At 34.1% G+C, this 23,405-nt stretch carries 22 protein-coding genes; 2 read left to right on the top strand and 20 right to left on the bottom strand.

From position 1 onward, the window contains the following. Positions 1 to 89: 89 nt before the first annotated feature. From BLR30_RS02635 to BLR30_RS02605, 7 genes are all read right to left on the bottom strand, one after another. On the bottom strand, positions 90 to 992 hold the full coding sequence (locus BLR30_RS02635) for a UDP-3-O-(3-hydroxymyristoyl)glucosamine N-acyltransferase (protein ID WP_089854246.1): 903 nt from the start codon (positions 990 to 992) through the stop codon (positions 90 to 92). A 156-nt stretch (positions 993 to 1,148) separates the two neighbouring features. Continuing rightward, complete coding sequence (efp, locus tag BLR30_RS02630; protein WP_089854243.1) at positions 1,149 to 1,715, bottom strand: elongation factor P; 567 nt, start codon at positions 1,713 to 1,715, stop codon at positions 1,149 to 1,151. A 16-nt stretch (positions 1,716 to 1,731) separates the two neighbouring features. Beyond that, the gene (locus BLR30_RS02625; protein ID WP_228400685.1) at positions 1,732 to 2,064 is read right to left on the bottom strand and encodes a hypothetical protein; all 333 of its coding nucleotides are present in this window, start codon (positions 2,062 to 2,064) and stop codon (positions 1,732 to 1,734) included. Positions 2,065 to 2,080: 16 nt separating this feature from the next. Beyond that, entirely contained in the window at positions 2,081 to 2,875 is a 795-nt protein-coding gene (gene lpxA / locus BLR30_RS02620) for an acyl-ACP--UDP-N-acetylglucosamine O-acyltransferase (RefSeq protein WP_089854240.1), read from the bottom strand. Continuing rightward, entirely contained in the window at positions 2,876 to 4,273 is a 1,398-nt protein-coding gene (locus BLR30_RS02615; RefSeq protein ID WP_089854237.1) for a bifunctional UDP-3-O-[3-hydroxymyristoyl] N-acetylglucosamine deacetylase/3-hydroxyacyl-ACP dehydratase, read from the bottom strand. Beyond that, complete coding sequence (lpxD, locus tag BLR30_RS02610) at positions 4,266 to 5,297, bottom strand: UDP-3-O-(3-hydroxymyristoyl)glucosamine N-acyltransferase (RefSeq protein ID WP_089854234.1); 1,032 nt, start codon at positions 5,295 to 5,297, stop codon at positions 4,266 to 4,268. Before lpxD ends, BLR30_RS02615 begins: the two co-directional genes overlap by 8 nt. Before the next feature lie 85 nt (positions 5,298 to 5,382). Continuing rightward, positions 5,383 to 6,597: an HD domain-containing protein gene (locus BLR30_RS02605; protein ID WP_089854232.1), complete on the bottom strand. Its 1,215-nt coding sequence runs from the start codon at positions 6,595 to 6,597 to the stop codon at positions 5,383 to 5,385. Between the two features lie 217 nt (positions 6,598 to 6,814). Here BLR30_RS02605 and porX point away from each other — a divergent pair, with 217 nt between their 5' ends. Both porX and BLR30_RS02595 read left to right on the top strand, forming a co-directional pair. Beyond that, positions 6,815 to 8,359, top strand: coding sequence for a T9SS response regulator signal transducer PorX (gene porX / locus BLR30_RS02600; RefSeq protein WP_089854229.1), 1,545 nt, complete (start codon positions 6,815 to 6,817; stop codon positions 8,357 to 8,359). A gap of 83 nt (positions 8,360 to 8,442) precedes the next feature. Further along, complete coding sequence (locus tag BLR30_RS02595) at positions 8,443 to 9,207, top strand: exodeoxyribonuclease III (protein WP_089854226.1); 765 nt, start codon at positions 8,443 to 8,445, stop codon at positions 9,205 to 9,207. 65 nt (positions 9,208 to 9,272) lie between these two features. Here the strand turns inward: BLR30_RS02595 and BLR30_RS02590 are convergent, their stop codons facing one another. From BLR30_RS02590 to BLR30_RS02530, 13 genes are all read right to left on the bottom strand, one after another. Next, on the bottom strand, positions 9,273 to 9,644 hold the full coding sequence (locus BLR30_RS02590) for a septal ring lytic transglycosylase RlpA family protein (RefSeq protein WP_089854223.1): 372 nt from the start codon (positions 9,642 to 9,644) through the stop codon (positions 9,273 to 9,275). Between the two features lie 325 nt (positions 9,645 to 9,969). Beyond that, on the bottom strand, positions 9,970 to 10,638 hold the full coding sequence (locus BLR30_RS02585; RefSeq protein ID WP_089854220.1) for a hypothetical protein: 669 nt from the start codon (positions 10,636 to 10,638) through the stop codon (positions 9,970 to 9,972). Positions 10,639 to 10,902: 264 nt separating this feature from the next. After that, the gene (rimO, locus tag BLR30_RS02580) at positions 10,903 to 12,204 is read right to left on the bottom strand and encodes a 30S ribosomal protein S12 methylthiotransferase RimO (RefSeq protein ID WP_089854216.1); all 1,302 of its coding nucleotides are present in this window, start codon (positions 12,202 to 12,204) and stop codon (positions 10,903 to 10,905) included. A gap of 101 nt (positions 12,205 to 12,305) precedes the next feature. After that, positions 12,306 to 12,845, bottom strand: a complete 540-nt coding sequence (gene rfbC, locus BLR30_RS02575) for a dTDP-4-dehydrorhamnose 3,5-epimerase (RefSeq protein WP_089854213.1) — start codon at positions 12,843 to 12,845, stop codon at positions 12,306 to 12,308. 3 nt (positions 12,846 to 12,848) lie between these two features. Beyond that, positions 12,849 to 13,820 (bottom strand): MraY family glycosyltransferase, encoded by a 972-nt coding sequence (locus tag BLR30_RS02570; RefSeq protein WP_089854210.1) that lies wholly within the window; start codon positions 13,818 to 13,820, stop codon positions 12,849 to 12,851. Positions 13,821 to 13,823: 3 nt separating this feature from the next. Then, positions 13,824 to 14,717 (bottom strand): NAD-dependent epimerase/dehydratase family protein, encoded by an 894-nt coding sequence (locus BLR30_RS02565; protein WP_089854207.1) that lies wholly within the window; start codon positions 14,715 to 14,717, stop codon positions 13,824 to 13,826. Then, positions 14,717 to 15,922, bottom strand: coding sequence for a glycosyltransferase family 4 protein (locus BLR30_RS02560; RefSeq protein ID WP_089854204.1), 1,206 nt, complete (start codon positions 15,920 to 15,922; stop codon positions 14,717 to 14,719). The genes BLR30_RS02565 and BLR30_RS02560 overlap by 1 nt, the downstream gene beginning before the upstream one ends. Continuing rightward, positions 15,922 to 17,055 carry a non-hydrolyzing UDP-N-acetylglucosamine 2-epimerase gene (gene wecB, locus BLR30_RS02555; protein WP_089854201.1) on the bottom strand — a complete coding sequence of 378 codons (1,134 nt, stop codon included), beginning with the start codon at positions 17,053 to 17,055 and terminating at the stop codon, positions 15,922 to 15,924. The genes BLR30_RS02560 and wecB overlap by 1 nt, the downstream gene beginning before the upstream one ends. Before the next feature lie 229 nt (positions 17,056 to 17,284). Then, positions 17,285 to 18,403, bottom strand: coding sequence for a polysaccharide biosynthesis C-terminal domain-containing protein (locus tag BLR30_RS02550; protein ID WP_089854198.1), 1,119 nt, complete (start codon positions 18,401 to 18,403; stop codon positions 17,285 to 17,287). Between the two features lie 49 nt (positions 18,404 to 18,452). Next, on the bottom strand, positions 18,453 to 19,487 hold the full coding sequence (locus BLR30_RS02545) for a polysaccharide biosynthesis protein (RefSeq protein ID WP_089854639.1): 1,035 nt from the start codon (positions 19,485 to 19,487) through the stop codon (positions 18,453 to 18,455). Between the two features lie 86 nt (positions 19,488 to 19,573). Beyond that, positions 19,574 to 20,794, bottom strand: coding sequence for a glycosyltransferase (locus tag BLR30_RS02540; protein WP_089854195.1), 1,221 nt, complete (start codon positions 20,792 to 20,794; stop codon positions 19,574 to 19,576). After that, the gene (locus BLR30_RS02535; RefSeq protein ID WP_089854192.1) at positions 20,794 to 21,918 is read right to left on the bottom strand and encodes a glycosyltransferase family 4 protein; all 1,125 of its coding nucleotides are present in this window, start codon (positions 21,916 to 21,918) and stop codon (positions 20,794 to 20,796) included. Before BLR30_RS02535 ends, BLR30_RS02540 begins: the two co-directional genes overlap by 1 nt. Positions 21,919 to 22,022: 104 nt before the next feature. After that, positions 22,023 to 23,378, bottom strand: coding sequence for an oligosaccharide repeat unit polymerase (locus tag BLR30_RS02530; protein ID WP_089854189.1), 1,356 nt, complete (start codon positions 23,376 to 23,378; stop codon positions 22,023 to 22,025). Between the last annotated feature and the right edge of the window lie 27 nt (positions 23,379 to 23,405).

Raw genomic sequence — 23,405 nt, 5'->3', positions numbered from 1 at the left:
ATTTTAGACGAAATATAATAATTGTACATAAATTAATATATACTATTATTGTATAATTGATTATGGCTAATAATTTGAGAACAATTTGTTTATTTGAGATTTCTCAGTTTGACTTCTTTTTTCAGGTAAGTTTTAAAATCTTCTGCAAACATACCGATGTAGGTACCTCTTTCAAGATCTCTGTTGACTCCGGTTTTTCCAAGAAGGACAGTTCCGCTTTCGATTTTATTTCCTGAGGCGATACCAACCTGTCCCCACAATGTGACCTCATCACCGATCACGCAACAGCCTGCGATACCCACCTGTGACGCAATAAGACACTTCTTACCAATCACCGTATCATGTCCGATCTGGATCTGATTATCCAACACCGAACCTTCACCAATTATAGTAGAATCTGTTACTCCTCTGTCTATCGTACAGCCGTTTCCGATCTCAACATTGTTTTCAATAACAACATTTCCAACAGAAATTAATCGGTCGAAATTTCCATTTAATTTTCTGTAATAAAAAGCATCTCCTCCCAATACCGTATTTGACTGAATAACAACATTATCGCCAATCACGGTTCTGTCGCCGATTACCACGTTCGGGAAAATAAGGGTATTCTTACCTATCTTAACATTATTTCCGATTACTGCAGAGTGATGAATGTGTGTTCCTTCACCAATTTCGACATCGTGGAGTTCTTCTGTGAAGTTATAAATTCTCGTAAAATGTGTATTGATTTTATTAAAATCCCTGAAAGGATCTTCCGAAACCAAAAGCGCCTTACCTTGCGGACAATCTACTTCTTTATCAATCAGGATAATAGTCGCCGCAGAATTTAATGCTTTATCATAGTATTTAGGATGATTTACAAAAACAATATCGCCTGGTCTTACCATATGGATCTCATTGGTTCCCAGTACTTCAAAATCTTCCGGACCTACCCATTTGGCTCCTATAATTTTGGCAATTGTTTTTAGTTTTTGTGGCTGATGAAACGTCATATTTTTTTATGAGTTTAAATTTATCAAAATATGTCAAATATTATCGGACTCCATCCGATTCTCTTATAATTTTTCCTTTTGGGATTCTGTACTCCTTTTATAAACAAAAATTCGGAGTGCAACTGCAGACCGAATTTTTATATATTGTATTGAAAATTATTCTTTTACTCTTTCTAAGTAAGAACCATCTTCTGTACTTACTTTAATTTTGTCTCCCGGTTCAATGAACAAAGGAACCATTACTCTTGCCCCGGTTTCAACGATTGCATTTTTAAGTGCATTGGTAGCGGTGTTTCCTTTTACACCCGGATCTGCTTCCACAACTTCAAGATAAACAGATTGTGGTAATTCTGCAGAAAGAGGAGTTTCATCAGCTTCTTTCAGAATAATGGTAACTTCTTCTCCTGCTTTCATAAGATTAGAATTTTCAATCATTTCTTTATTGAGATAAAGCTGAGAAAAATCGTCATTATTCATGAAGTGGAATCCGTTCTCATCATCATAAAGATACTGATATTTTCTGGTGATTACTTTTACTTCTTCGATTTTATGACCTGCAGAGAAAGTATTATCAATTACTTTTCCGTTTGTTACAGACTTTAGTTTAGTTCTTACGAAAGCCGGACCTTTACCTGGTTTTACGTGAAGAAACTCGATTACTTTATAAATATCATTACTGTACTCTATGCACAGACCTTTTCTGATATCGTTACTTGTTGCCATTAAATTTTGTATATAATTATTTTCTTTTGTTAAACTGTATTCCCTGTCCCTGAGGCATCATCCTGTTGAATGTGTTATTATTAAATGTATTCACATTATTCTGTAATCTGTTGACATTCATCTGAACTTCAGAATTGTATTGATTCGCTGTGCCAAAAATTGAGTTTGAATTATTCTTTTGTTTCAGAATAGAATTAAAATTACTTCTAGCAAGGCTGTCGGCAGACTTTTCAGGAATTTTTCTTTCCAGAATAGAGGTCTTTGTTGTTTTCTGAGTTTTTAATCCTTCCGTTTGCTGTCCAAACAAAGAAAGCGTTGAAAGCATCATGAATAAGATTAAAATTTTCATAGGTAATTTTTTACAATTAATTACTTTCTTTTCCGGTTCCGTATCCTTTTACGATACCTCTCGGAGAGTTTTGGATAAACTGAAGGATTTCATCTCTTTCCGCTGTAGGAAGCATTTCTTTTTCAATATGTGAAATAGCCTGAGAAACATTCATTTTCATCTGGAAAATTGCTCTGTAGATCTTCTGTATTTCAAATATTTTCTCATTAGTAAACCCTCTTCTTCTTAATCCTACAGAATTAATTCCCGCATAGGACATCGGCTCCCTGGCCACTTTTACGTAAGGCGGAATATCTTTTCTTACCAGAGTTCCTCCGGAAATCATAACGTGCTTTCCGATCTTACCAAACTGGTGTACCGCAGACAAACCACCCATTACTGTATAATCGCCGATTTCTACGTGCCCTGCAATACCACAACCATTTACGATAATCACATGATCTCCGATTACACAGTCGTGTGCGATATGCGTAGTAGCCATAATAAGGCAGTTTTTACCTATTTTAGTAAATCCAAGCGCTTTTGTACCTCTGTTTACCGTTACGCACTCTCTGATGGTCGTGTCGTCACCGATAATAACTTGGGTATCTTCGCCATCGAATTTTAAATCCTGAGGAATGGCCGAAATTACCGTCCCTGGAAAAATTCTACAGTTTTTACCAATTCTTGCACCATCCATGATGGTTACGTTGGGGCCTATCCATGTTCCTTCTCCGATTTCGACATCGCCTGCAATGGTAGTAAAAGGTTCTACGATTACATTTTTGCTGATTTTCGCACGCTTATCTACGGCAGCTAATTGATGAATCATTTAATCAACTTTATTTTTTGCAACTTGGGCCATTAATTCTGCTTCCACAGCAACAGTGTCTCCTACATATCCGTAGCCCTGCATATGGACGATTCCTCTTCTGATCGGCTCGATCAATTCAATCTTGAAAATAATAGTATCTCCCGGTACTACTTTTCTTTTGAATTTTACTTTATCAATTTTAATAAAATAGGTAGAGTAATTTTCAGGATCCGGAACACTTGCCAAAACAAGAATTCCACCTGTCTGTGCTAAAGCTTCCACCTGCAAAACCCCTGGCATTACTGGTTCTTTTGGAAAATGTCCAACGAAGAAAGGTTCATTCATCGTTACATTTTTAAGACCTACCACATGTGAATCTGAAAGCTCAAGAATTTTATCAATTAATAAAAACGGAGGTCTGTGGGGCATCAGCTTCATAATTCCGTTAATATCAAATACAGGTTCTTTCGTCAGATCAAAATCAGGAACGTTTTTCTTTTTCTGCAGCTTCCACTGACGGTTAAGCTTTTTGGCAAACTGTGTATTTACGAAATGTCCCGGTTTGTTGGCAATAACTTTGCCTTTTATTTTAACTCCCGCCAATGCCAGATCACCGATTACATCAAGTAATTTGTGTCTTGCGGCTTCATTAGGATAGTTTAAATTTAAATTATCAAGAATTCCATTCGGTCTTATGGAAACATTGTCTTTACCGAAAGCTTTTTTAAGTTTTTCTGTTGTTTCAGGCGTAAGATCTTTATCTACATATACAATGGCATTTGAAATATCTCCACCTTTGATAAGACCATGATCCAACAGCATTTCAAGCTCATGCAGGAAACTGAATGTTCTTGCTGATGAAATTTCATCTTTAAACTCTGAAATATTCTTAAGGGTGGCATTCTGAGTTCCTAAAACTTTAGTCCCAAAATCAACCATCGTTGTTACTTCGTATGTATCAGATGGGATAATGGTGATTTCAGATCCCGTAGCGGAATCACTGTACGTAAGCACTTCTTTTACAACAAGATATTCTCTCGCAATATTCTGTTCAACTACCCCAACGCTTTCAATAGCTTCAACGAAATATTTTGAAGAGCCATCTAAAATCGGAGGTTCTGAAGCATCCATCTCTAAAATGGCATTATCAATATCGCAGCCTACCAATGCTGCTAAAAGATGCTCGCAAGTTGTAATTTTTACACCTAATTTTTCTAATGTTGTTCCTCTTTCAGTAGCTACTACATAGTTGACATCTGCTTCTACCTGTGGATGACCTTCCAGATCTGTTCTTACAAATACAAAACCTGTGTTTTCCTTTGCCGGTTTCATGGTAAGTTTTACTTCTTTACCAGTATGAAGTCCGATTCCGGAAAGTGTTACTTCTTGCTGAAGCGTTTTTTGCATATCACTCATTAGTTTTATCTTTTGAGTTATTCTCAAGATTGTTTATTCTATTAACGATTTCAGTAAAGTTTCTGAAATGAATATAATTTCTCAGATAGTCGTTATAGCTGATCGCCGGTGAGCCATACAATGTTTCCCGATCGTTCACACTTGAATTCACACCACTCTGAGCCTGAATTTTAACTTGATTTCCTATCTTTATATGACCTACGATACCGACCTGGCCTCCAATCTGGTTCCAGTCACCGATGGTTGTAGATCCTGCAATTCCGGCTTGTGCGGCAATCACGTTGTTTTTACCGATTTTCACATTGTGAGCGATCTGAATCAGATTATCAATCTTGGTTCCTTTTCCGATAACGGTAGAGCCAATAGTAGCACGGTCGATACTACAGTTTGAGCCAATTTCCACATCATCTTCAATGATAACATTACCCAACTGAGGAATTTTTTTGAATCCGTCCGGAGTAGGCTGAAAGCCGAAACCATCGCCTCCTATTACGGTATTAGAATGAATCACACAGTTATCACCAATAATGCAATAATCATAAATTCTGGCTCCGCTATCTATCTTACAGTTTTTGCCGATTTTCACTCCTTTTCCGATATAAACCTGAGGATAAATCTGAGATCCCTCCCCTATTTTTGCCTTCTCCGAAACATAAGTGAATGCTCCTATATAAACATTATCACCAATAGTTGCCGTATCGTGTATTGAAGATCCATTTTCTATTCCCTCCTTTCTTCCCTGCATTTCCTGATAAAGATTCATCAATATCTGAAACGAAAGATACGCATCCTTCACTGATATAAGGGTGGTATTGTAAGAGTCTTTCGTCAGAAGATCTTCTGAAACGATGATAACGGAGCATTTTGAAGTATCTAAATAATGCGTAAATCTATCTTGTGCTATAAAAGAAAGATGTCCAGTTTCCCCGCTTTCAATAGGTGAAACTCCAGTAATAAGTGCATTCGCGTCACCTATTATTTTTCCGTCGATAAAACTTGCAATTTGCGAAGCTGTGAATTCCATATTCTGCAAAGATAAGAAATTCTGTAATTCGCAAACATTTTTTAGTTTTATGATATCAAAATTTTAATATTATTTAAGAATTTAATCAGGAAATATCGCGTGGGAAAGTGAGAATGTAGCGTTTGGTTTTATTCACCATAAGACCAGACAAAAGCTGATTTTCCGATTCCTCCAGTCGGATTTTTTTCCCGTTTTTCGGCAACAGATAGATGGGCTGTTTTTCGGTATCGTAAGGAAGGAGTTTTCTCTTGATTTCGTGTACCAGTTCTTCCCCATTATCAATTCCGAAAAATTCGTTCGTATTTTTTATTTTTTCTTTAATAAATTCTCTGTCAAAAGGATGAGATGAAATAATTGTTTTAGGAAGGCTTCTCTGTATGACACATCTGCACCAATAAGATAATATTTTATCTTCGGCATTTTGCCAGGATTTCATTGCTTGTATTACATCGTTATCATCAAGTTGTGTAAATCTTCTTACGTCTTCATCCGTTGCAGCACTTTTTTCCCTATGTAAGAAATATCTTAGATTCTCTCCGGCCGGCAGCTCAATTCCTTGGGAAACCAGATATTTTGCACGCTCCAGAATTTTCACCAAAATAAATTCTGCCAATGCAGATGTTTTATGATAATATACCTGCCAATACATGAACATTCTGGCAGTAAGAAAATTTTCTATTGAATAAACCCCTTTAGCATCGATTACCAATTCTCCTTCTTCACATACGTTCATCATCGAAATAATACGCTGAGTATTAATACTTCCTTCAGAAACACCCGTAAAAAAGCTATCTCGTTTCAGATAATCGAGCCTATCGACATCAAGCTGGGAAGAAATAAGCTGGTTGAAAAATTTTCGGTGATATTTCCCCTGAAACATTTCAATAGCGCACGAAAGTTCACCATTGAATTCATCATTCAGCCTGTTCATTAATAAAAGTGACAGTGTTTCATGATGCCAGTCGTCCATCAGCATATTTTCCAGGGCGTGGGAAAACGGACCATGACCGATATCGTGCATTAAAATGGCAAGCATTGCACCTTTTTCTTCTTCTTCAGAAATTTTCACTCCTTTCTGTTTCAATGTTTCAAGAGCGGTAAACATGAGATGCATTGCCCCTAAAGCATGATGAAATCTTGTATGGGTGGCTCCCGGAAAGATCAGGTTCAGAAGTCCGGTCTGGCCGATTCTTCTTAATCTCTGAAAATATGGATGCTCAATGATATCAAATAAAATTTCGTGGGGAATTCTGATAAAACCGTGAACAGGATCGTTGATGATTTTGAGTTTATTCTGCATTGAAACGTCTGAAATTAGTAAACAAATTTAGGGATTTTAAAATTTAGCTGTCATTAAATCTCCATTAAAAAAAATTATAAAAAGAGAGGACAATAAATATCCGGAAATATTGTTGTTTTCATTAACTTATATTTAACTTTACAACTGTTCATTTTGGCAGATTTTAATTATAGTTGGTCAGCAATTTGATACAATAACCATGTAAAAAAATAAATTTATGTCGGAAAAGATATTATGGATAGATGATGAAATAGACTTGCTAAAACCTCACATTGTTTTCCTTGAAAAAAAAGGATATCAGGTAACTCCTGTAAATAATGTGAATGAGGCATTGGAACTGATGGATTCTGAAAAATTCGCATTAACACTTATAGATGAAAACATGCCCGGAATATCGGGACTTGAAGCTATTCCTATGATTAAGGATAAGGATAATTCTTTAAAAATAGTGATGGTAACCAAAAGTGAGGAGGAACACATTATGGAGGAAGCGATTGGATCTCAGATCGCCGACTATATTCTGAAACCGGTAAATCCTAACCAGATTTTGCTTTCTTTAAAGAAAAACCTTCAGCAGGATAATCTTGTAGAACAGAAAACGATTCTTCAATATCAGCAGGAGTTCAGAAATCTTTCTATGGAGCTTTCTTACCTGAGAACTTATCAGGATTGGGCAGAATATTACAAGAAAATCCTTAACTGGGAAATTAAATTTGATAAAGTGGCTGATAACGAATTTGCAGATCTGCTGCAGTCACAGAAAGAAGAAGCGAATATTCAGTTTGCGAAATTTATCGAAAATAATTACGAAGACTGGTTGCATGATTCTGAAAAACCTATCATGAGCCATACCCTTTTTAAGGAAAAAATAAAACCGGAAGTAGAAAAAGAAAAAGTTCTTTTGTTGATGGTCGACAATCTTCGATACGATCAGTGGAAGGTAATTGAACCTTTATTTACAAAATACTATAATAAAATTTCTGAGGATTATTACTACAGTATTCTTCCGACGGCAACCCAATATGCAAGAAACTCCTTTTTTGCAGGTCTTATGCCTTCTGAAATTGAAAAACGTTTTCCTGATAAATGGTTTAACGATAATGAAGAAGGAAACAAAAATGAATACGAGCGTGATTTCCTTGAAGATCAGATGAAAAGAATCGGACTTGGCTCAAAATCCATGAAATATCTAAAAGTATTAAATGCAGATTTCGAGCGTAAAATTTACGATGATTTTAATCAGCACAAAAACAATGATCTGTTAGTGATTGTATATAATTTCATTGATATTCTTTCGCACGCAAAAACAGATAATCATATTGTAGATCAGCTGATCCGTGATGACAAGACGTTCAGATCTCTGACTTTAAACTGGTTTGAAAATTCATCATTAATAAAAATTATTAAAGTTGCCGCCGAAAACGGATTTAAACTGGTTATTACCACCGATCACGGAACAGTATATGTAAAAAAACCAAGTAAGGTGGTGGGCGATAGAGAAACCTCTACCAACATCCGTTACAAGACAGGGAAAAGTCTTACTTATGACAACAGCGATGTATGGGCAATTACCAATCCGGAAAAGCTATTTTTACCTAAAGGAAATTTAAGTTCTAAATATATTTTCGCAAAAAACAACACGTTTCTTGCCTATCCAAAGAATTATAATCACTTTGTAAATTATTATAAAGAAACGTATCAGCATGGAGGAATTTCACTGGAAGAATGCATCATTCCGGTAAGTATCCTGGAACCCAAATAATTCTTTATATAGTAAAAACAACATCAGGCAGCGGAAAAAATCTTTGATTTTTTCCGCTGCCTTTTTATTAATATTTTTGAAGCATGAAATTAATCACTTATAATGTAAACGGAATACGAGCTGCTTTTACCAAAGATTTTCTAGGCTGGCTGAAGTCAGCGGATCCTGATATCATCTGTATTCAGGAAAGTAAAGCAGGAAACGACCAGATCGATATCGAAAGTCTTGAAAAACTAGGATATCACAGCTACTGGCATTCAGCAGTAAAGAAAGGCTACAGCGGAGTCGGAATAGCCTCAAAAACACAACCTAACCATATTGAATACGGCTGCGGTATTGAGAGCTATGATAATGAAGGAAGAATCATACGTGCAGATTTTGACGGATTTTCTGCTATTTCAGTTTATGTTCCATCTGCTTCTAATATTGAGCGATTGGAATTTAAGATGCAATTCTGTCACGATTTTTTGGAATACATCAAAAATTTAAGAAAAGAGATCCCTAACCTTATCATCTCAGGTGATTTCAATATTTGTCATGAAGCTATTGATATTCATGATCCGGTTCGTCTAAAGAATGTTTCCGGCTTTTTACCAATGGAAAGAGAATGGATGACCAATTTTATTAACGAATGTGAATTAATCGACAGTTTCAGGTTCTTTAATAACGAGCCAGATAACTATACCTGGTGGAGCTACAGACAAAATTCCAGAGAAAAAAATAAAGGCTGGAGACTCGATTATAATTTTACTTCTTATATTTTAAAAGACAAACTCTCCAGAGCGGTTATTTTAAAAGAAGCGGTACACTCGGATCATTGTCCTGCTCTTGTGGAAATCAATATATAATTTTTCCTTGGCGAAAACAAAAAAGCCAACTTAGTCAGTTGGCTTTTGTAATTTAAATCATAAGATTAATCGACAATTTCATATTCCACCGGAATTGTACCTCTATTGATATCTCCGATTTCATCGAACGCAGCTTTAGACATATCTAAAACTCTTGACGAATGGTAAGGTCCTCTATCATTAATTTTCACAATCACCTCTTTACCATTATTCAGGTTAGTTACCTTAACGTTTGTTCCAAAAGGAAGCGTTCTGTTTGCTGCGGTAAACTTTGCGTTATCAAAAATTTCTCCGCTGGCAGTTTTTCTACCGTTAAATTTATCGTGGTAGTACGATGCATAACTTGTTTTTTTCGCATCTATGGCATTCATTTTGAACGAATAAACACCAAGGGTTGAAATCATCATTATGATTACGAGAATGAATCTTTTCATCATTTTGAACTTTTATTGGTTTTGACTTGGCAAATGTATCAGGAATCTTTTAAAGCACCTATTTTGTATGTTAATAAATGTTAATTAAATCTAAATATTTTGTTAATATTAAATTCAATAGACTGATTATAAGTCATTTAAACTACATTGTTAAAATATGTTAAAAAAACCATCAAAAAGTTAATAAATTTAACTTAATGACTGCTAAAAATCCTATTTCAAAAACAATAAAGCACTACAATCCAATACATTAAGTATTTTTACTTTCAGTAAAATATACATCATTTCATCCATCTAAATATTTATAAATTAAAATTTAATGTATAAATTATTTTAGATATTCCATAACGTAATCGTAATTACCCACAGGATATATCACAGACATACTTGGTGAACCTGTAACAGCGTTATTAGGAGTTGATGTGATATTGTAAGAATATAAGCTTCTGTCATATACAAGTCCTGATCCTGCTTTATAAATGGTAATCGAATACAATGAAGTCATCCCGGAAGGTGAAGGAATGCTAACAGAAGAAGAAGTTCCACTTGCACTGAATGAACCTTTGATGGCATAAACCTGAGAAGTACCCACAAATGTATTGGTTGGTGTTTCGCCGGTTCCTACCGATACTTTCAAATTTGGAGTTACCGCTACCCAAACACTATTGGGCGCATCATAATAATAGAATCCTTTTGCCTGAACATTTACCGTTTTACCTGTTCCTGTTCCGTTTGTAACATCACTAATAAATACTAATGCTCCATTCTGATTGGCAGCACCTGTACCGTTTGTATAGGCTGCGTTTTTGGCTTCCAGCTGAGCTCTTGTCATACGAGGAACCAATACTGCGTCTGGCAAGGAGTTGTTGGATGTGTTAGTCTGCACATCGAATGTTGCAGCGGGAGTAACGGTATTAATCCCAACTCGTCCCTGTTGGGCATAAACTAATGGAAAGAATCCTACTAGCAAAAAAGCTATTAATAATTTTTTTTTCATACGGTTTTAGTATTTAAATAAATTCATTAATTCCGAAACCAACCTGTTCAAGTTTCGAGTAAAAAAAAAGTTTATTTTAGATTTAATCTGATTGTTAGCAGATAAGCATTGGCAAACCCAACAAGCAACAAATTTAATATATTATTATGTAACTATTTAATAAAATAAAAATAATTAACATCCTGAATGATTAAAACTGCATTATTACTGTGTGTATTTACTCAGGATGTTAATTCATATCTTAAGATTACTTAAACTAAATTTCTATATCAGTTCTCCGTAAAGATCAAATTCTTCTGCAGAAGTGATTTTTACCTCAGCAAAATCTCCGATTGAAATATAAGTATTTTCGGCAGGTACCAATACGGTGTTATCTACATCAGGAGAATCATATTCTGTTCTTCCGACAAAATAATTTCCTTCTTTACGGTCAAAAATACATTTGTAGACTTTTCCGATTTTTTCCTGATTTTTTTCCCAGGAAATCTGTGACTGAATCTCCATGATTTCTTCCACTCTTGCTTCTTTTACTTCTTGCGGGATATCGTCCTGTAAAATGTAAGCGCCTGTATTTTCTTCATGAGAATAGGTAAAGCATCCCAATCTGTCAAATTTTTGTGATTTCACCCAATCTTTGAGTTCCTGAAATATCTCTTCCGTTTCTCCAGGATATCCGACAATAAGGGTAGTTCTGATTGCCATATCAGGAACTTTCTCTCTGAACTTTGTCAGTAACGTATTAGTCTTCTCGTGAGTCGTTCCTCTTTTCATTGACTTCAGTAAATCTGAATTGATATGTTGCAGAGGAATATCTATATAATTACATACTTTTGGTTCTTCACGGATGATATCAAGAACATCTTCCGGAAAGCCACTTGGAAAAGCATAATGAAGACGAATCCATTCAATTCCTTCAACTTTTACCAATTCTTTTAATAAATCTCCGAGCGCCCTCTTTTTATAAATATCTAAACCGTAATAGGTAAGATCCTGAGCAATTAAAATCAGTTCTTTTGTCCCTTTTTTAGCAAGCTTTTGTGCTTCGGAAACCAATTTTTCTATGGGTGTGGAAACATGCCCTCCTCGCATCAAAGGAATCGCACAAAAGGAGCAGGGTCTGTCACAGCCTTCTGAAATTTTCAGGTAAGCGTAATGCTTTGGGGTCGTCGTTAGTCTTTCACCCACCAACTCATGCTTATAATCTGCACCAAGATGTTTCAGTAAAATGGGAAGATCTCTTGTTCCGAAATACTGATCGACATCAGGAATTTCTCTTATCAAATCTGGCTTATATCTTTCTGAAAGGCAACCCGTAACAAAAACTTTCTCTACTTCTCCTCTGTTTTTAGCCTCAACATAATCTAGAATTGTATTGATCGATTCTTCTTTTGCATTATCTATAAATCCGCAGGTATTGATTACTACAATATCTCCTCTGTCTTCATGAACAACTTCTTTCCCGTTGGCTTTCAGCTGGCTCATCAAAACTTCGGAATCATAAACGTTTTTGGAACATCCAAGCGTTACCACATTGATTTTCTTCTTTCCTACAGATTTTGTACGCATCTTTTTGATTTTGAGTTTGCAAAGATACGAAATATTGAAGAGTATGGATTAAAAAAATAAAACCACTCTCAATAAGTGGTTTTTAGTATTTGATGTAAAATTTATTTTATAATAAAACTGGAAAGCTTTTTATCTTTTTCGGAAAGCATAGCATCGCTTGGGTCAATCTTCCAGTCAATATTCAAATCCGGATCATTATATAAGATTCCTCTCTCTGATTCTTTATGATAGAAATTATCACATTTATAAGAGAAAATTGCAGTTTCACTCAAAACTGAAAAACCGTGTCCAAAGCCTCTTGGTACATAAAGCTGAACTTTATTTTCTGCTGTAAGTTCAATCCCGAACCACTTGCCAAATGTCGGCGAGTCTTCTCTCATATCAACGGCCACATCCCAAACTTTCCCTTCTAGGCATGAAACCAATTTTGCCTGCGCATGTTCTCCCTGCTGCAAATGTACCCCCCGAATTACTCCATAGGAAGATTTGGAAATATTATCCTGTACAAAATGTCCATTCATTCCGGTAAGCTCCTCGAATTTTCTTTCATTGAATTTCTCAAAAAAGTAGCCTCTTTCATCTTCAATAATCGTAGGTTCAATGATGTAGCAATCTTTTAAAGGAGTTTCTTTTATTTTCATATTTTATTTAATTACAGATTGAAATTTCTTTTTCAGGCTTAGTTTGAAGATTAAATATATACTTCCACTCGGGATAAATATAATTAAAATAATGATACCAAGCGGTAAATTTGAAAAAATCAAAAAAACATTAATCAGTAACTGGGCAATTGCATAGATGCTGCTTATCACAAGATGTGGCACTTTTTTCTCATTGGCAAGCAGCTGGTACAAATGTCTTCTGTGAGCCTCAAAAATATTTTCTCTGAGGTACAATCTTTCAATAATTGTCAGCACGACTTCTATCCCGTAAACTGAAAACAGCAGAATATATTTGTAGTCATGAGTTTTCATAATAAGGAGGGTAATAAGTGCTATTATCCAAAACCCTATTCCCATACTTCCCACGTCTCCTGCAAAGCATTTGGCTTTTTTTCTAAAGTTAAAGAACAGAAAAACCAAAGAAGCCAAAATTGCATAAACGATAAAATCCTCTTGGGTAAAAAGAACAATATCATGATTAATGTAAAGAAGTGTGAGTAGCGTGACTAAAGTATAAGCCGCCGTCATACCGTTAATACCATCCATAAAATTATAGGCATTGAGTGTTCCTATGGTCATTATGAAGAAGACCGGCCATGTCCACAACGGAAACAAGCTAAATGTTTTCGTGAAATAAAGTAAAAGAACAACCGAGATGAAATGAACGGAAATTCTTATTTTGCCTGACAAATTTTTGACATCATCCATAAAGCTTACAAGACATATAGCGACCAGTCCGAGACCGAAGGACCAGTACGTCTCCATGGCTTCTTTAAAATTGAAAAGACAAAAAATAACAAAGGCTATCGGAAAAATAATCCCTCCGCCTCTGAGTGTAATTTGTGAATGTGCACTTCTATGATTGGGTTTATCGATAATATTGTATTTATCAGCAATTTTGAAATAAATTAAAATTGCAGCGAAAAGTAATATGGTAATTAGTATGAACTCCATAAGTTAAATTTGAAATTTTTCCATGACATTTGTGGGTGAGAAATCCATTTCTCTTTTTATTTTTGTGTTTGAAAATGTTAAATCCTTAATTATTTTATTTAATTTATGAGAATTTATGGGTGCTTTATTTCCCAATAAATCTCCTCCTAAGGCCATTAGCTTTGCTATAATGAACGGTATATTCTTTGGAGCTTTCTTTCTTAACAAAGATGAAATTTTTTCTGCAATTTCTTTAAAATTTGGACTAAAGTCATCACATACATTATAAACACCTCCGGAATGCGTTATTGAGCGATAGGTAAGTTCAGCAAAATCTTCTACCCATAATAAGCTTTTCTTAGCTTTTCCTCCTCCGATATTAAAATACGTTCCTTTCTTGATAGCCTTCATCATATCTCCCAGATTTCCCGGCGGATTAGGTCCCACAATTAATGGAGCTCTGAAGATAAAGAGCTTTACATTATAATTCTCACACCATTCTTCGAGAAATTTTTCAGCCATGATCTTACTTTTAGCATAAGGCGTACATCCTTCCAAAGGAAAATCTTCACTGATATCTTCACCGAAATCGTCACCATACACAGCTACGGTACTAACAAATATAAAAATCTGGGGCGTATTATTCTCTAATGATCTGCAGAGATTTTTAGTTCCTTCAAAATTTACATTATAGAATTGTTTTTCTTCATCATTAGTTTTGGGGATACAATGAGCCTTACCTGCGGCATGAAAAATAATATCAAACTTTTCGTTTATCTGCAAAACTTTTTCAGAAATATCGAATACATAATCTGCATCATGGGTACCACAAGTTTTCACTTGAAAAGATTTTTCCTTCAGAATCGGAATTACGTTTCTGCCCAAAAATCCGTTGGCTCCTGTAAATAATATTTTCACTAGATAATATTATAAAATTTATTCAAAATAATTTCCTCAGAATAATGGTTTTCTGCTAATTTTCTTGCATTATTCTTTTTATGCTCCAAATCTGTAATTGCTTTTTCATCAAAATGATTAAAAAAATGGATCATCTCATTAATTTGATCGTTTCTGAAAGAATATCCTACATTTTTTTCTTTTATCAAAAGATCTATCTCACTGTTCTCTTCACCCAAATATAATAAAGGCTTACCTGATGCCAAAATATTATAAGTTTTTGAGGGTACACCTAGTCCGAACATACCTTGCGCAAGGCTTACAAATGCTACATCCGCCCTATTTAGTACAAATAATTGATCTTCCCTGGAATAGGCCTCATCAAAATAAACATTTTTCATCTGATGGAATTTCACATAATCCAGCATCTCTTTTTTTACAGCTCCATCTCCTACAAAGTAGAAAATAAGTTTTTCGTTATCTACACTTTTTATCACTTTTAAAAGCTCAATAAGTCCTTGTACTCTGCCAATGTTGCCCGCATACTGAAATATAATTTTGTCAGTTGGAAGAGATGTGCTATTCAGAGCTTCTTCTTTTGGAATAGGGTAAATACCTCTTACATCTCCCCAGTTTTCAATAATACAGATTTTTGAAGTGTCTGTGTACCTTCTGATTTTCTCTTCCAGTACACTCTGCATATCTCTTCCCAAAACGATAAGTTTATCTGCTTTGGAATACGCTTTAGCGAAAATCTTTTTGATAAATTTATATAAGAGAGAATTTGATTTTAGAATTCCTGCCGGTACTGTATTTTCCGGAAACACGTCGTGTACGAGAATAACAAGTTCAATCTTTTTTAATACTTTAAGTATTGAAATCAGTAAAATAAGAGGTGCAGGATTGGTAACGATAAGAAGCTTCTCTTCCTTTTTCATATTTTTCAGCAAATAAAAAAAAATAGAAAAACTGAGAAAAACTAATCTAAATGACCTAAAAACCAAACTATTTTTATCTCCGGAAAATCCTTTTATTTTATGAACAGATACTTCAGAATTTAATGTAAAAGCCGACATTTTTTCCTCCTTTTTATCATAAACAGGTTGCCCGCAAATAACCTTCACAGAATATTTTTCAGAAAGTCGATTTGCAATCTTAGTAAGAATAAAAGAAGTTGAAGTTTGCTCAGGATAAAATAATTCTGTAGCAATCCAAAGATTATCCATTATTTACTCCAAACTACTCTGTTAATATAATCTGTATAGCTCAGGATGATCCTTACCATTTTTTCAGAAACATTAGGCATGGAATAATCCGAAACCTGTCTGTAATTCCTTTCATTGCCTGTTTTTTGCTGCTGAAGCTGCGTGAGTCCCTGCATTATTCTTTCCGGAGACATTCCTACCATCATGACTGATGCCTCCTCCATAGCTTCCGGTCTTTCGTGGGCATCTCTTATATTTAAAGCCCTGAAATTCAATATTGAAGATTCTTCAGAAATAGTTCCCGAATCTGATAAAACAGCATAGCTCCTCATCTGTAAAGCATTATAATCATGAAAACCTAATGGTTTCAGGAATTGAATTTCAGGCCTTACATTTACTTTCATTTTATCGATCATATTTCTGGTTCTGGGATGAGTAGAAACGATAATCGGAAATCCAAATTTTTCAGCAATGGCATTAAGGCTTTCAATCAATCCGTTAAAATTTTTCTCCGAATTGATGTTTTCTTCTCTGTGGGAAGACACCACAAAATATTTTCCTTCTTCCAGATTCAAACGGTTTAAAACATCAGAATTTTCAATCTGCGGAAGGTAATGATTTAAAACCTCAAACATCGGAGAACCTGTTTTAATGATTCTGTCCGCAGGAAGGCCTTCTCTTAATAAATATTCTCTTGCAATATCAGAGTATGTAAGATTTATATCTGCTGTATGATCTACTATTTTCCTGTTGGTTTCTTCGGGAACTCTTTGATCGAAACATCTGTTTCCTGCTTCCATGTGAAAAATCGGAATTTGTCTTTTTTTAGCAGGAATAGCACAAAGACAAGAGTTTGTATCTCCCAGCACCAAAAATGCATCAGGTTTTAAATCTTCTAACAGCGGATCAATTTTAATTAAAATATTCCCAACGGTTTCAGTCGCTGTTTTTCCGGCAGCTTCCAGAAAGTGATCCGGCTTACGAAGTCCCAGATCTTCAAAGAAAATCTGATTTAGTTCATAATCATAATTTTGCCCTGTATGGACGATAATATGCTCAACAGCTTCAGAAGCATCCAAAGCTGATAGTACTCTTGATAATCTGATGATTTCGGGCCTTGTGCCCACCACGGTCATTATTTTTAATTTCTTCATTTGTAGATTTTCATTTTTTTTGCAGGCCCAAAAATACCAATTTAAATTGATAAATTATATATTTTCCTTATACTGTGATATAATAAACATTACAAAAAAGTGTAAAAGCTCATTTTTTCCAACAAAAAATAAATAATTAATTTTATTTTGTCATAAAATTAACTAATATAATAGAATAATTAGTTAATTTTAAAGATGTTTAACAATAATACATCAATTTTCATCTGTATTAAACTTCCAAGAAGTATGTATCAGCATCTTTCGGATTAAAAGGCTCATTAATCCAGAAAATAGTATATAGTTCTTCTTCTCCTATGTTTTTAATATTATGGGTGTACCAGATTGGCATATCAACGTAAGCAGGTTCGTTTCCATCAAGATAAAAATCTAAGACTTCGTCCGTATCAACTTTCCTTAACTGTATAAGCGCTTTACCTTTTATCACCGCAAATCGTTCTATTTTTCTGGTATGAAAGTGATTTCCTCTGGTAATCCCGGGAACAGTTGTTGAAAATGAACACTGACCTCCAATACCCAGCCTGATTACTTCTACAAAAGCTCCTCTGGGATCTGTATGTTGTGTGAATTTTGCGGGATAATGATTTTTAATATCGAAATAACATCGGAAAGTATTGAAAAGATTTAAATCAAAACCACTTTCCAAAGCAGGAATCTCACCATTATCAAAATACAAATTCTTATATATTTCTAATTTCTGAAGTACTTCTGAAACCTTATTCACTGAAGTATTTGGCACCTCATATAATTTGTTTGATTCTTCACTGTTAATATGATTGATAATTTCCTGAATAAGTTCTCCTACATAAATAAGCTTTACCTCACCGTCGTTATCAATAACAGGTTGCTCTCCATGAGTTAGTTTATGACAAAAAGTAGCAATAAAAGAATTATAATTGGGCTTTCCAAAGGGTCCAAAGACATTCGGAATGATCATTCCGGTGAATTTCCCATCATTTTTTTCTGCCCATTCTGCCAGCAATTCCCTCCCTTCTTTTTTGGATTTTCCGTATAAATTATCTTTTTCTTCCTGCGAAGAAGATGAAAAAAGAACATGAGCCTTGGAATTTACTCTCTCCAGAGAAGCAATGAGTTTTTTAACAAGATCGAGATTATTTTCATAAATAACTTCAGGTTCAGGATGTCTGTTCATTGCAGCGAGATGGACGATCACATCACATTGCCCTACGAATTCATCCAGTTTTTTTTGATCGTCAAAGAAATCCTTTTCAAAATTTATTCTTTCAAATTTCTCAGGATGTAAACCTAAAGTATTATATAAATGCGAACCAACAAAACCATTTTGTCCCGTAATTCCAATTTTTTTCATTTTTTTAAATTTTCAAGATCTTGATTAATAACAAAATTTAAGCAAAAAATTATTCAGGATACTGCATTATATCTTCCCCTAACACTTCTTTTCTAATTAAAGGGAGTTTCAGCAGAAGTTTTTTCATTCCTTCCACATCGTGTTGCTGGGTATTATGAGAATGATAATCTTCAATTTTTGAAATATCTTTTGTGCCTTCAGAAAAATATTGTGCGTAGTTCAGATCTCGGTTATCCGCCGGGATTCTGTAGAAATCACCCATATCTTCCGCTTTAATCATTTCTTCACGGGTACACAACGTTTCGTATAATTTTTCGCCGTGTCTGGTTCCAATAATTTTGACAGGATTATCTGCTTTAAACATTTCTTTCAATGCCTGAGCTAGGTCTGCTATTGTTCCCGCCGGCGCTTTATTAACAAACAAATCTCCTGGATTACCATGTTCAAAGGCAAATAGAACCAAATCTACCGCCTCTTCTAATGACATTAAAAATCTTGTCATATTCGGATCTGTAATAGTGAGAGGCTCTCCATTTTTAATCTGCTTTACAAATAACGGAATCACAGAACCTCTGGAAGCCATTACATTGCCGTATCTCGTAAGACAGACTACAGTATTTTCAAGGTTTCTTGAGGCTGCCACCGCAACTTTTTCCATCATGGCTTTAGAAATTCCCATCGCATTGATAGGATATGCTGCTTTATCTGTGCTTAAACAGATTACTTTTTTCACATCATTTGAAGCTGCTGCATCAATAACATTTTGGGTTCCTTCAACATTGGTTTTAACGGCCTGCATAGGAAAAAATTCACAGGATGGAACCTGTTTCAGAGCTGCAGCATGAAAAACATAGTCAACACCTCTCATCGCAGATTCAACACTTCTGTAGTCTCTCACATCACCGATATAGAATTTCAGCTTATCATTTTTAAACTGATTTCTCATATCATCCTGCTTCTTTTCATCACGCGAAAAGATTCTTATTTCTTTGAAATGGTCTGTATGGATAAACTTCCTTAAAACAGCCGTTCCGAATGAACCTGTTCCGCCAGTAATAAGGAGGGTTTTATTTTTGATCTGCATATTATATTTAATATTATTCATGGTATAAATCTACATTTTCTAAGAAATAAACATTGTCCAAAAGTTTTTCTGCTTCAGATTTTTGCTTAAATAATTTTATCAAATATTTTTTTATATAAATTAATATATTCTTTAAAATTTAAATTCTGATCAAAAAACCTTTCAGCTCTTGATCTGCATAGTATTTTAAAATTATTCTTATCACTTTTCAGATATATTTCTGTAGCTTCTAACAGAGATTTTAAATCATTTTTTTCAATGACTTTTCCTGTTTCAGAGTCTATACTTTCCGCGCTACCTCCTGATTTATATGTCACAATGGGCGTACCGCAGGCCAGTGCCTCAAGGTTTGTTGTCGGAAAAGTATCTTCAAGTGTAGGATTCAAAAAAACCTGAGCACCATTATAAAGTGCTACAAGCTCTTCTATATTGTCCGTCCTTTTTATACCAATGATCTTTTTCGGAAGTTTTTTTATTTGCTTTTCTGTAAGACCAACCACGACCAATTTATAATCTTCAGCAAGCAGTAAGGCTAATTTGTAAAGTTCTTTCAGTCCTTTTCTGAAATCCCAAATACTGGCAACTGAAAGGGCAAATTTACAATCTTGTAAGTTATATTTTTTTAATGTATCCTGAAAATTATCAATTATTTTAAACTTTTGCAGATCGATGCCATTATGTATAACAACATCGGTATATTTTTTAAGGAAAGATCTTTTAACCAAACCTGATAACCATTCAGAAACAGGAACTAAAATAAGTTTTTCGGGCAAGTTAAATACTTTTTTCTTTAATAAAAAGTTTTTAGTAGATTGATCAATGTATGATTTCGGGTAATTACCAATCTGAATACAGTGGTTACATTCGCTTTCCCATTTGTAACAGTTTACATATTCAAAATGTACACAATGCCCTGTAAATGACCAACAGTCGTGTAATGTCCAAACTACAGGAATATTTTTACGCTGAATATATGTAAATAATATTTCGTAATTGATGTAATATCCATGAATATTATGAAGATGTATAATATCCGGATTAATAGCATCGATTTTTTCAAGAAATTCGGAAGTCGCTTTTCTTGAGAGCAGACCATGTCTATCAGTAAACCGAGTGTATAATGCATGTAAAACATTATCAACCTTATTCCCTATTTTAATATCATTTGGATCCGATTGGCTAGTATCTCTTCCATAAGCCACAAAAGATTCCCAGCCTTCATTTAAAATTTCTTTTTCAATTCCTTTAACAATTTTGCCTGTAGAACCAAAGTTTGAAACTCCATTAATCTGCAAAATTCTTTTCATCACTCGTAGTTTGATACAAATCTTCGTAACACCACATCCGGATTAAAATTTTCCTCAGCTAATTGTAAGCTTATTTCTGAAAAATCTTTCCAGTATTCTTTTCTATCCATCAGCAGATTAAATTTTTCCTTAATTTCAGCATGATTGGAAGGATCAAAGACATAGCCATTTTTACCTTCCGAAACTGTTTCAAAGTGATTACCACAACGATCACTAACAAATACAGGTAACCCGGATGAAATAGCTTCGACAATAGATAATGGACTTGGGTCTGAAAATGAAGGTAATAAGAAAATATCCGCATTTTTATATTCTTCTACTATTTGTTGCTGTGTAAGATTCCCTAAAAGCTTTATATGATCCTCCAAATTATGATCTTTGATGTATTTTAAATAATCGTTATAAGAACTTCCTGTACCTGCAATTTTTAAAATAATCCTTCTGAGATTTTCGACACCAACTGCATCCATAAAATTCCTTATCCCTTTTATGTTTTCTTCTAACCTTGCAACCAAGAAAAAAACGGGCAGTTTGTTGTTTTTATCTACTGCTTTATTAGTGTTAAAAATATTTGTAGATACTACATTCGGTAGATATACAATATTATGAATTGGAATGCCCCATTTTGCAAATGACTTTACAGACATCTCGCCCGGAATTATAAATTTACCATCAATCTGTCTGAAAAACCATTTTTTTAAAAAGTCCCTTAGCTTATTTTTAGCCTGACTTTCATTTGTTAAATAATTAGCTTCACTCCAAACTGATAAAGTATTCTTTGCCAATCCTATACTTTTTAAGAAAGCGATTAAAATCACATTAGGATTATTCCAGCTACCACCTAAAATAATTTCATCCTTAGACCGTATAAGATCACGTACCATAAGCGGATTAAAATGAAAAAAAAATCCTTTTATATCAAAGTATAATCCGTTACCGATTTTATATTTAAACTTAAGATCATTCAGATCAATATTCCAATTTCTGTTGGACTCTGTTTCTCTCATGAAAAAAACTTCAAAATCGAAATTACTTCCTTTGCGAGTCTGTTCCAGCAGATTGTAAAAGAAAACTCTGTATGGGGGAATTATATTTGTAAAAAAATATACCTTTTTATTCTTCATTTATAAGTTATTTTATTACTATAACTTTTCTAAAAGTTTTATACATCTTTTTCAAAACAATTTTGCGGTTTCATATATTACGCAATATTGTTTATTGTCCATTATTAGTTTTTGATTTTTAATGTTGTTATTTTATATACAAATACTGCGGCAAAGAGAAATCCAAACATATATGCGACAGAACTTAACATATCACCTCTTAAAATAAAAAACAGAAATCCAAGTGAAATTGTATATAAAACTGAGAAAAAATCACCGCTAACTTTTCTTTCAGATTCCCAGTATATTTTATCAACAAGTGCTGTCTGATATGCTAAGAATAGCAAAAATAAAATAATTCCTAAATATCCAAAATTTACATAACCTTCCGCAAAATAATTTGCAGCAACATTGCTAAAAAAGAAATTCAATTTTTCTGCGGTGAAAGCCCCTGTTCCCAAAGGTTTTTCGGGCCAGATTGATCTTGGCACCCAAAATAAAAATACACCAAGCAGCTGACCTCCATAGGTAATTATTTCATTGGAAACCAATAAAGCAAAGTTCTGATAAGAATCAAAATGGGCTTCGGTAAACATTTTAAAATCCAATTTAAATTCTTCATTATTTACATCCCCAAAATTTCGGAAAATATTTAAAAATGGAAAAAGAAAAAGTAATCCTCCTACAAAAATTAATGAAAAAACATTTTTCTTCCTGACAAATGAAAATAATATCAAAATTACCGGAATATACATGGCCGCTGCTGCAAAACGAGGAACAGCACTGGGAAAGCAGGTCATAAGAGCTAAAAGACCTAATATCGTAAAAATAACTTTATTTTTTTCTTTAGAAACAGCATAATAAAGAAAACACATAATGGAAATTGGTCTTACAAAATTATTTACAATCAACCATTTTGTAGGACTTTCATCTGCCTCCACATTGCTCATTACATCTGCCACAAGTTCTCCGCCACGAACCAACATCGGTAGTATATTAAAATCATTGGATGCAAATACAATAAAGAAAGCCAACAATGATAGAGCTATCAAAAGTAAAGAGTTGATAAAAGTTATTTTATCAGGTACCTTAAAGCTGTTAAGTTTTTTCTCTGCTTTCGGTCGCTGTATTGTTCTTCTAAAAAAAAGGTAAACAAATTTATATAGTATAATGATAATGATCACCAAAATATTCGTGAAAAAATATTCCTCTTCCAGAAGTGGTCTGTAGTACCAAAAATTAGAATTTTCAAATGATTGTAGCAATGGTGCAACACCAAAGAAAAAAAGAGAAAAAAGGTAAAACATTTTTTCTAATGAAAATGGCTCATTTCCTCTTGAGAAAATATTATATATTGAGATTACTTGTATAATACTACTAGTAAAAAAAACTCTGTTTGAAAAGTAATCTGAATCGCTTCCTGCAAAAAACATTGCAACAATACAAATAATTGATATAAAAACCCATAAAAGTTTATTCATAATTATAATTTATGATATTATAGAATG

The organism is Chryseobacterium taeanense (assembly GCF_900099685.1).
Taxonomy (GTDB): Bacteria; Bacteroidota; Bacteroidia; order Flavobacteriales; family Weeksellaceae; genus Chryseobacterium; species Chryseobacterium taeanense.
This window is presented reverse-complemented; position numbering and strand designations above follow the sequence as displayed.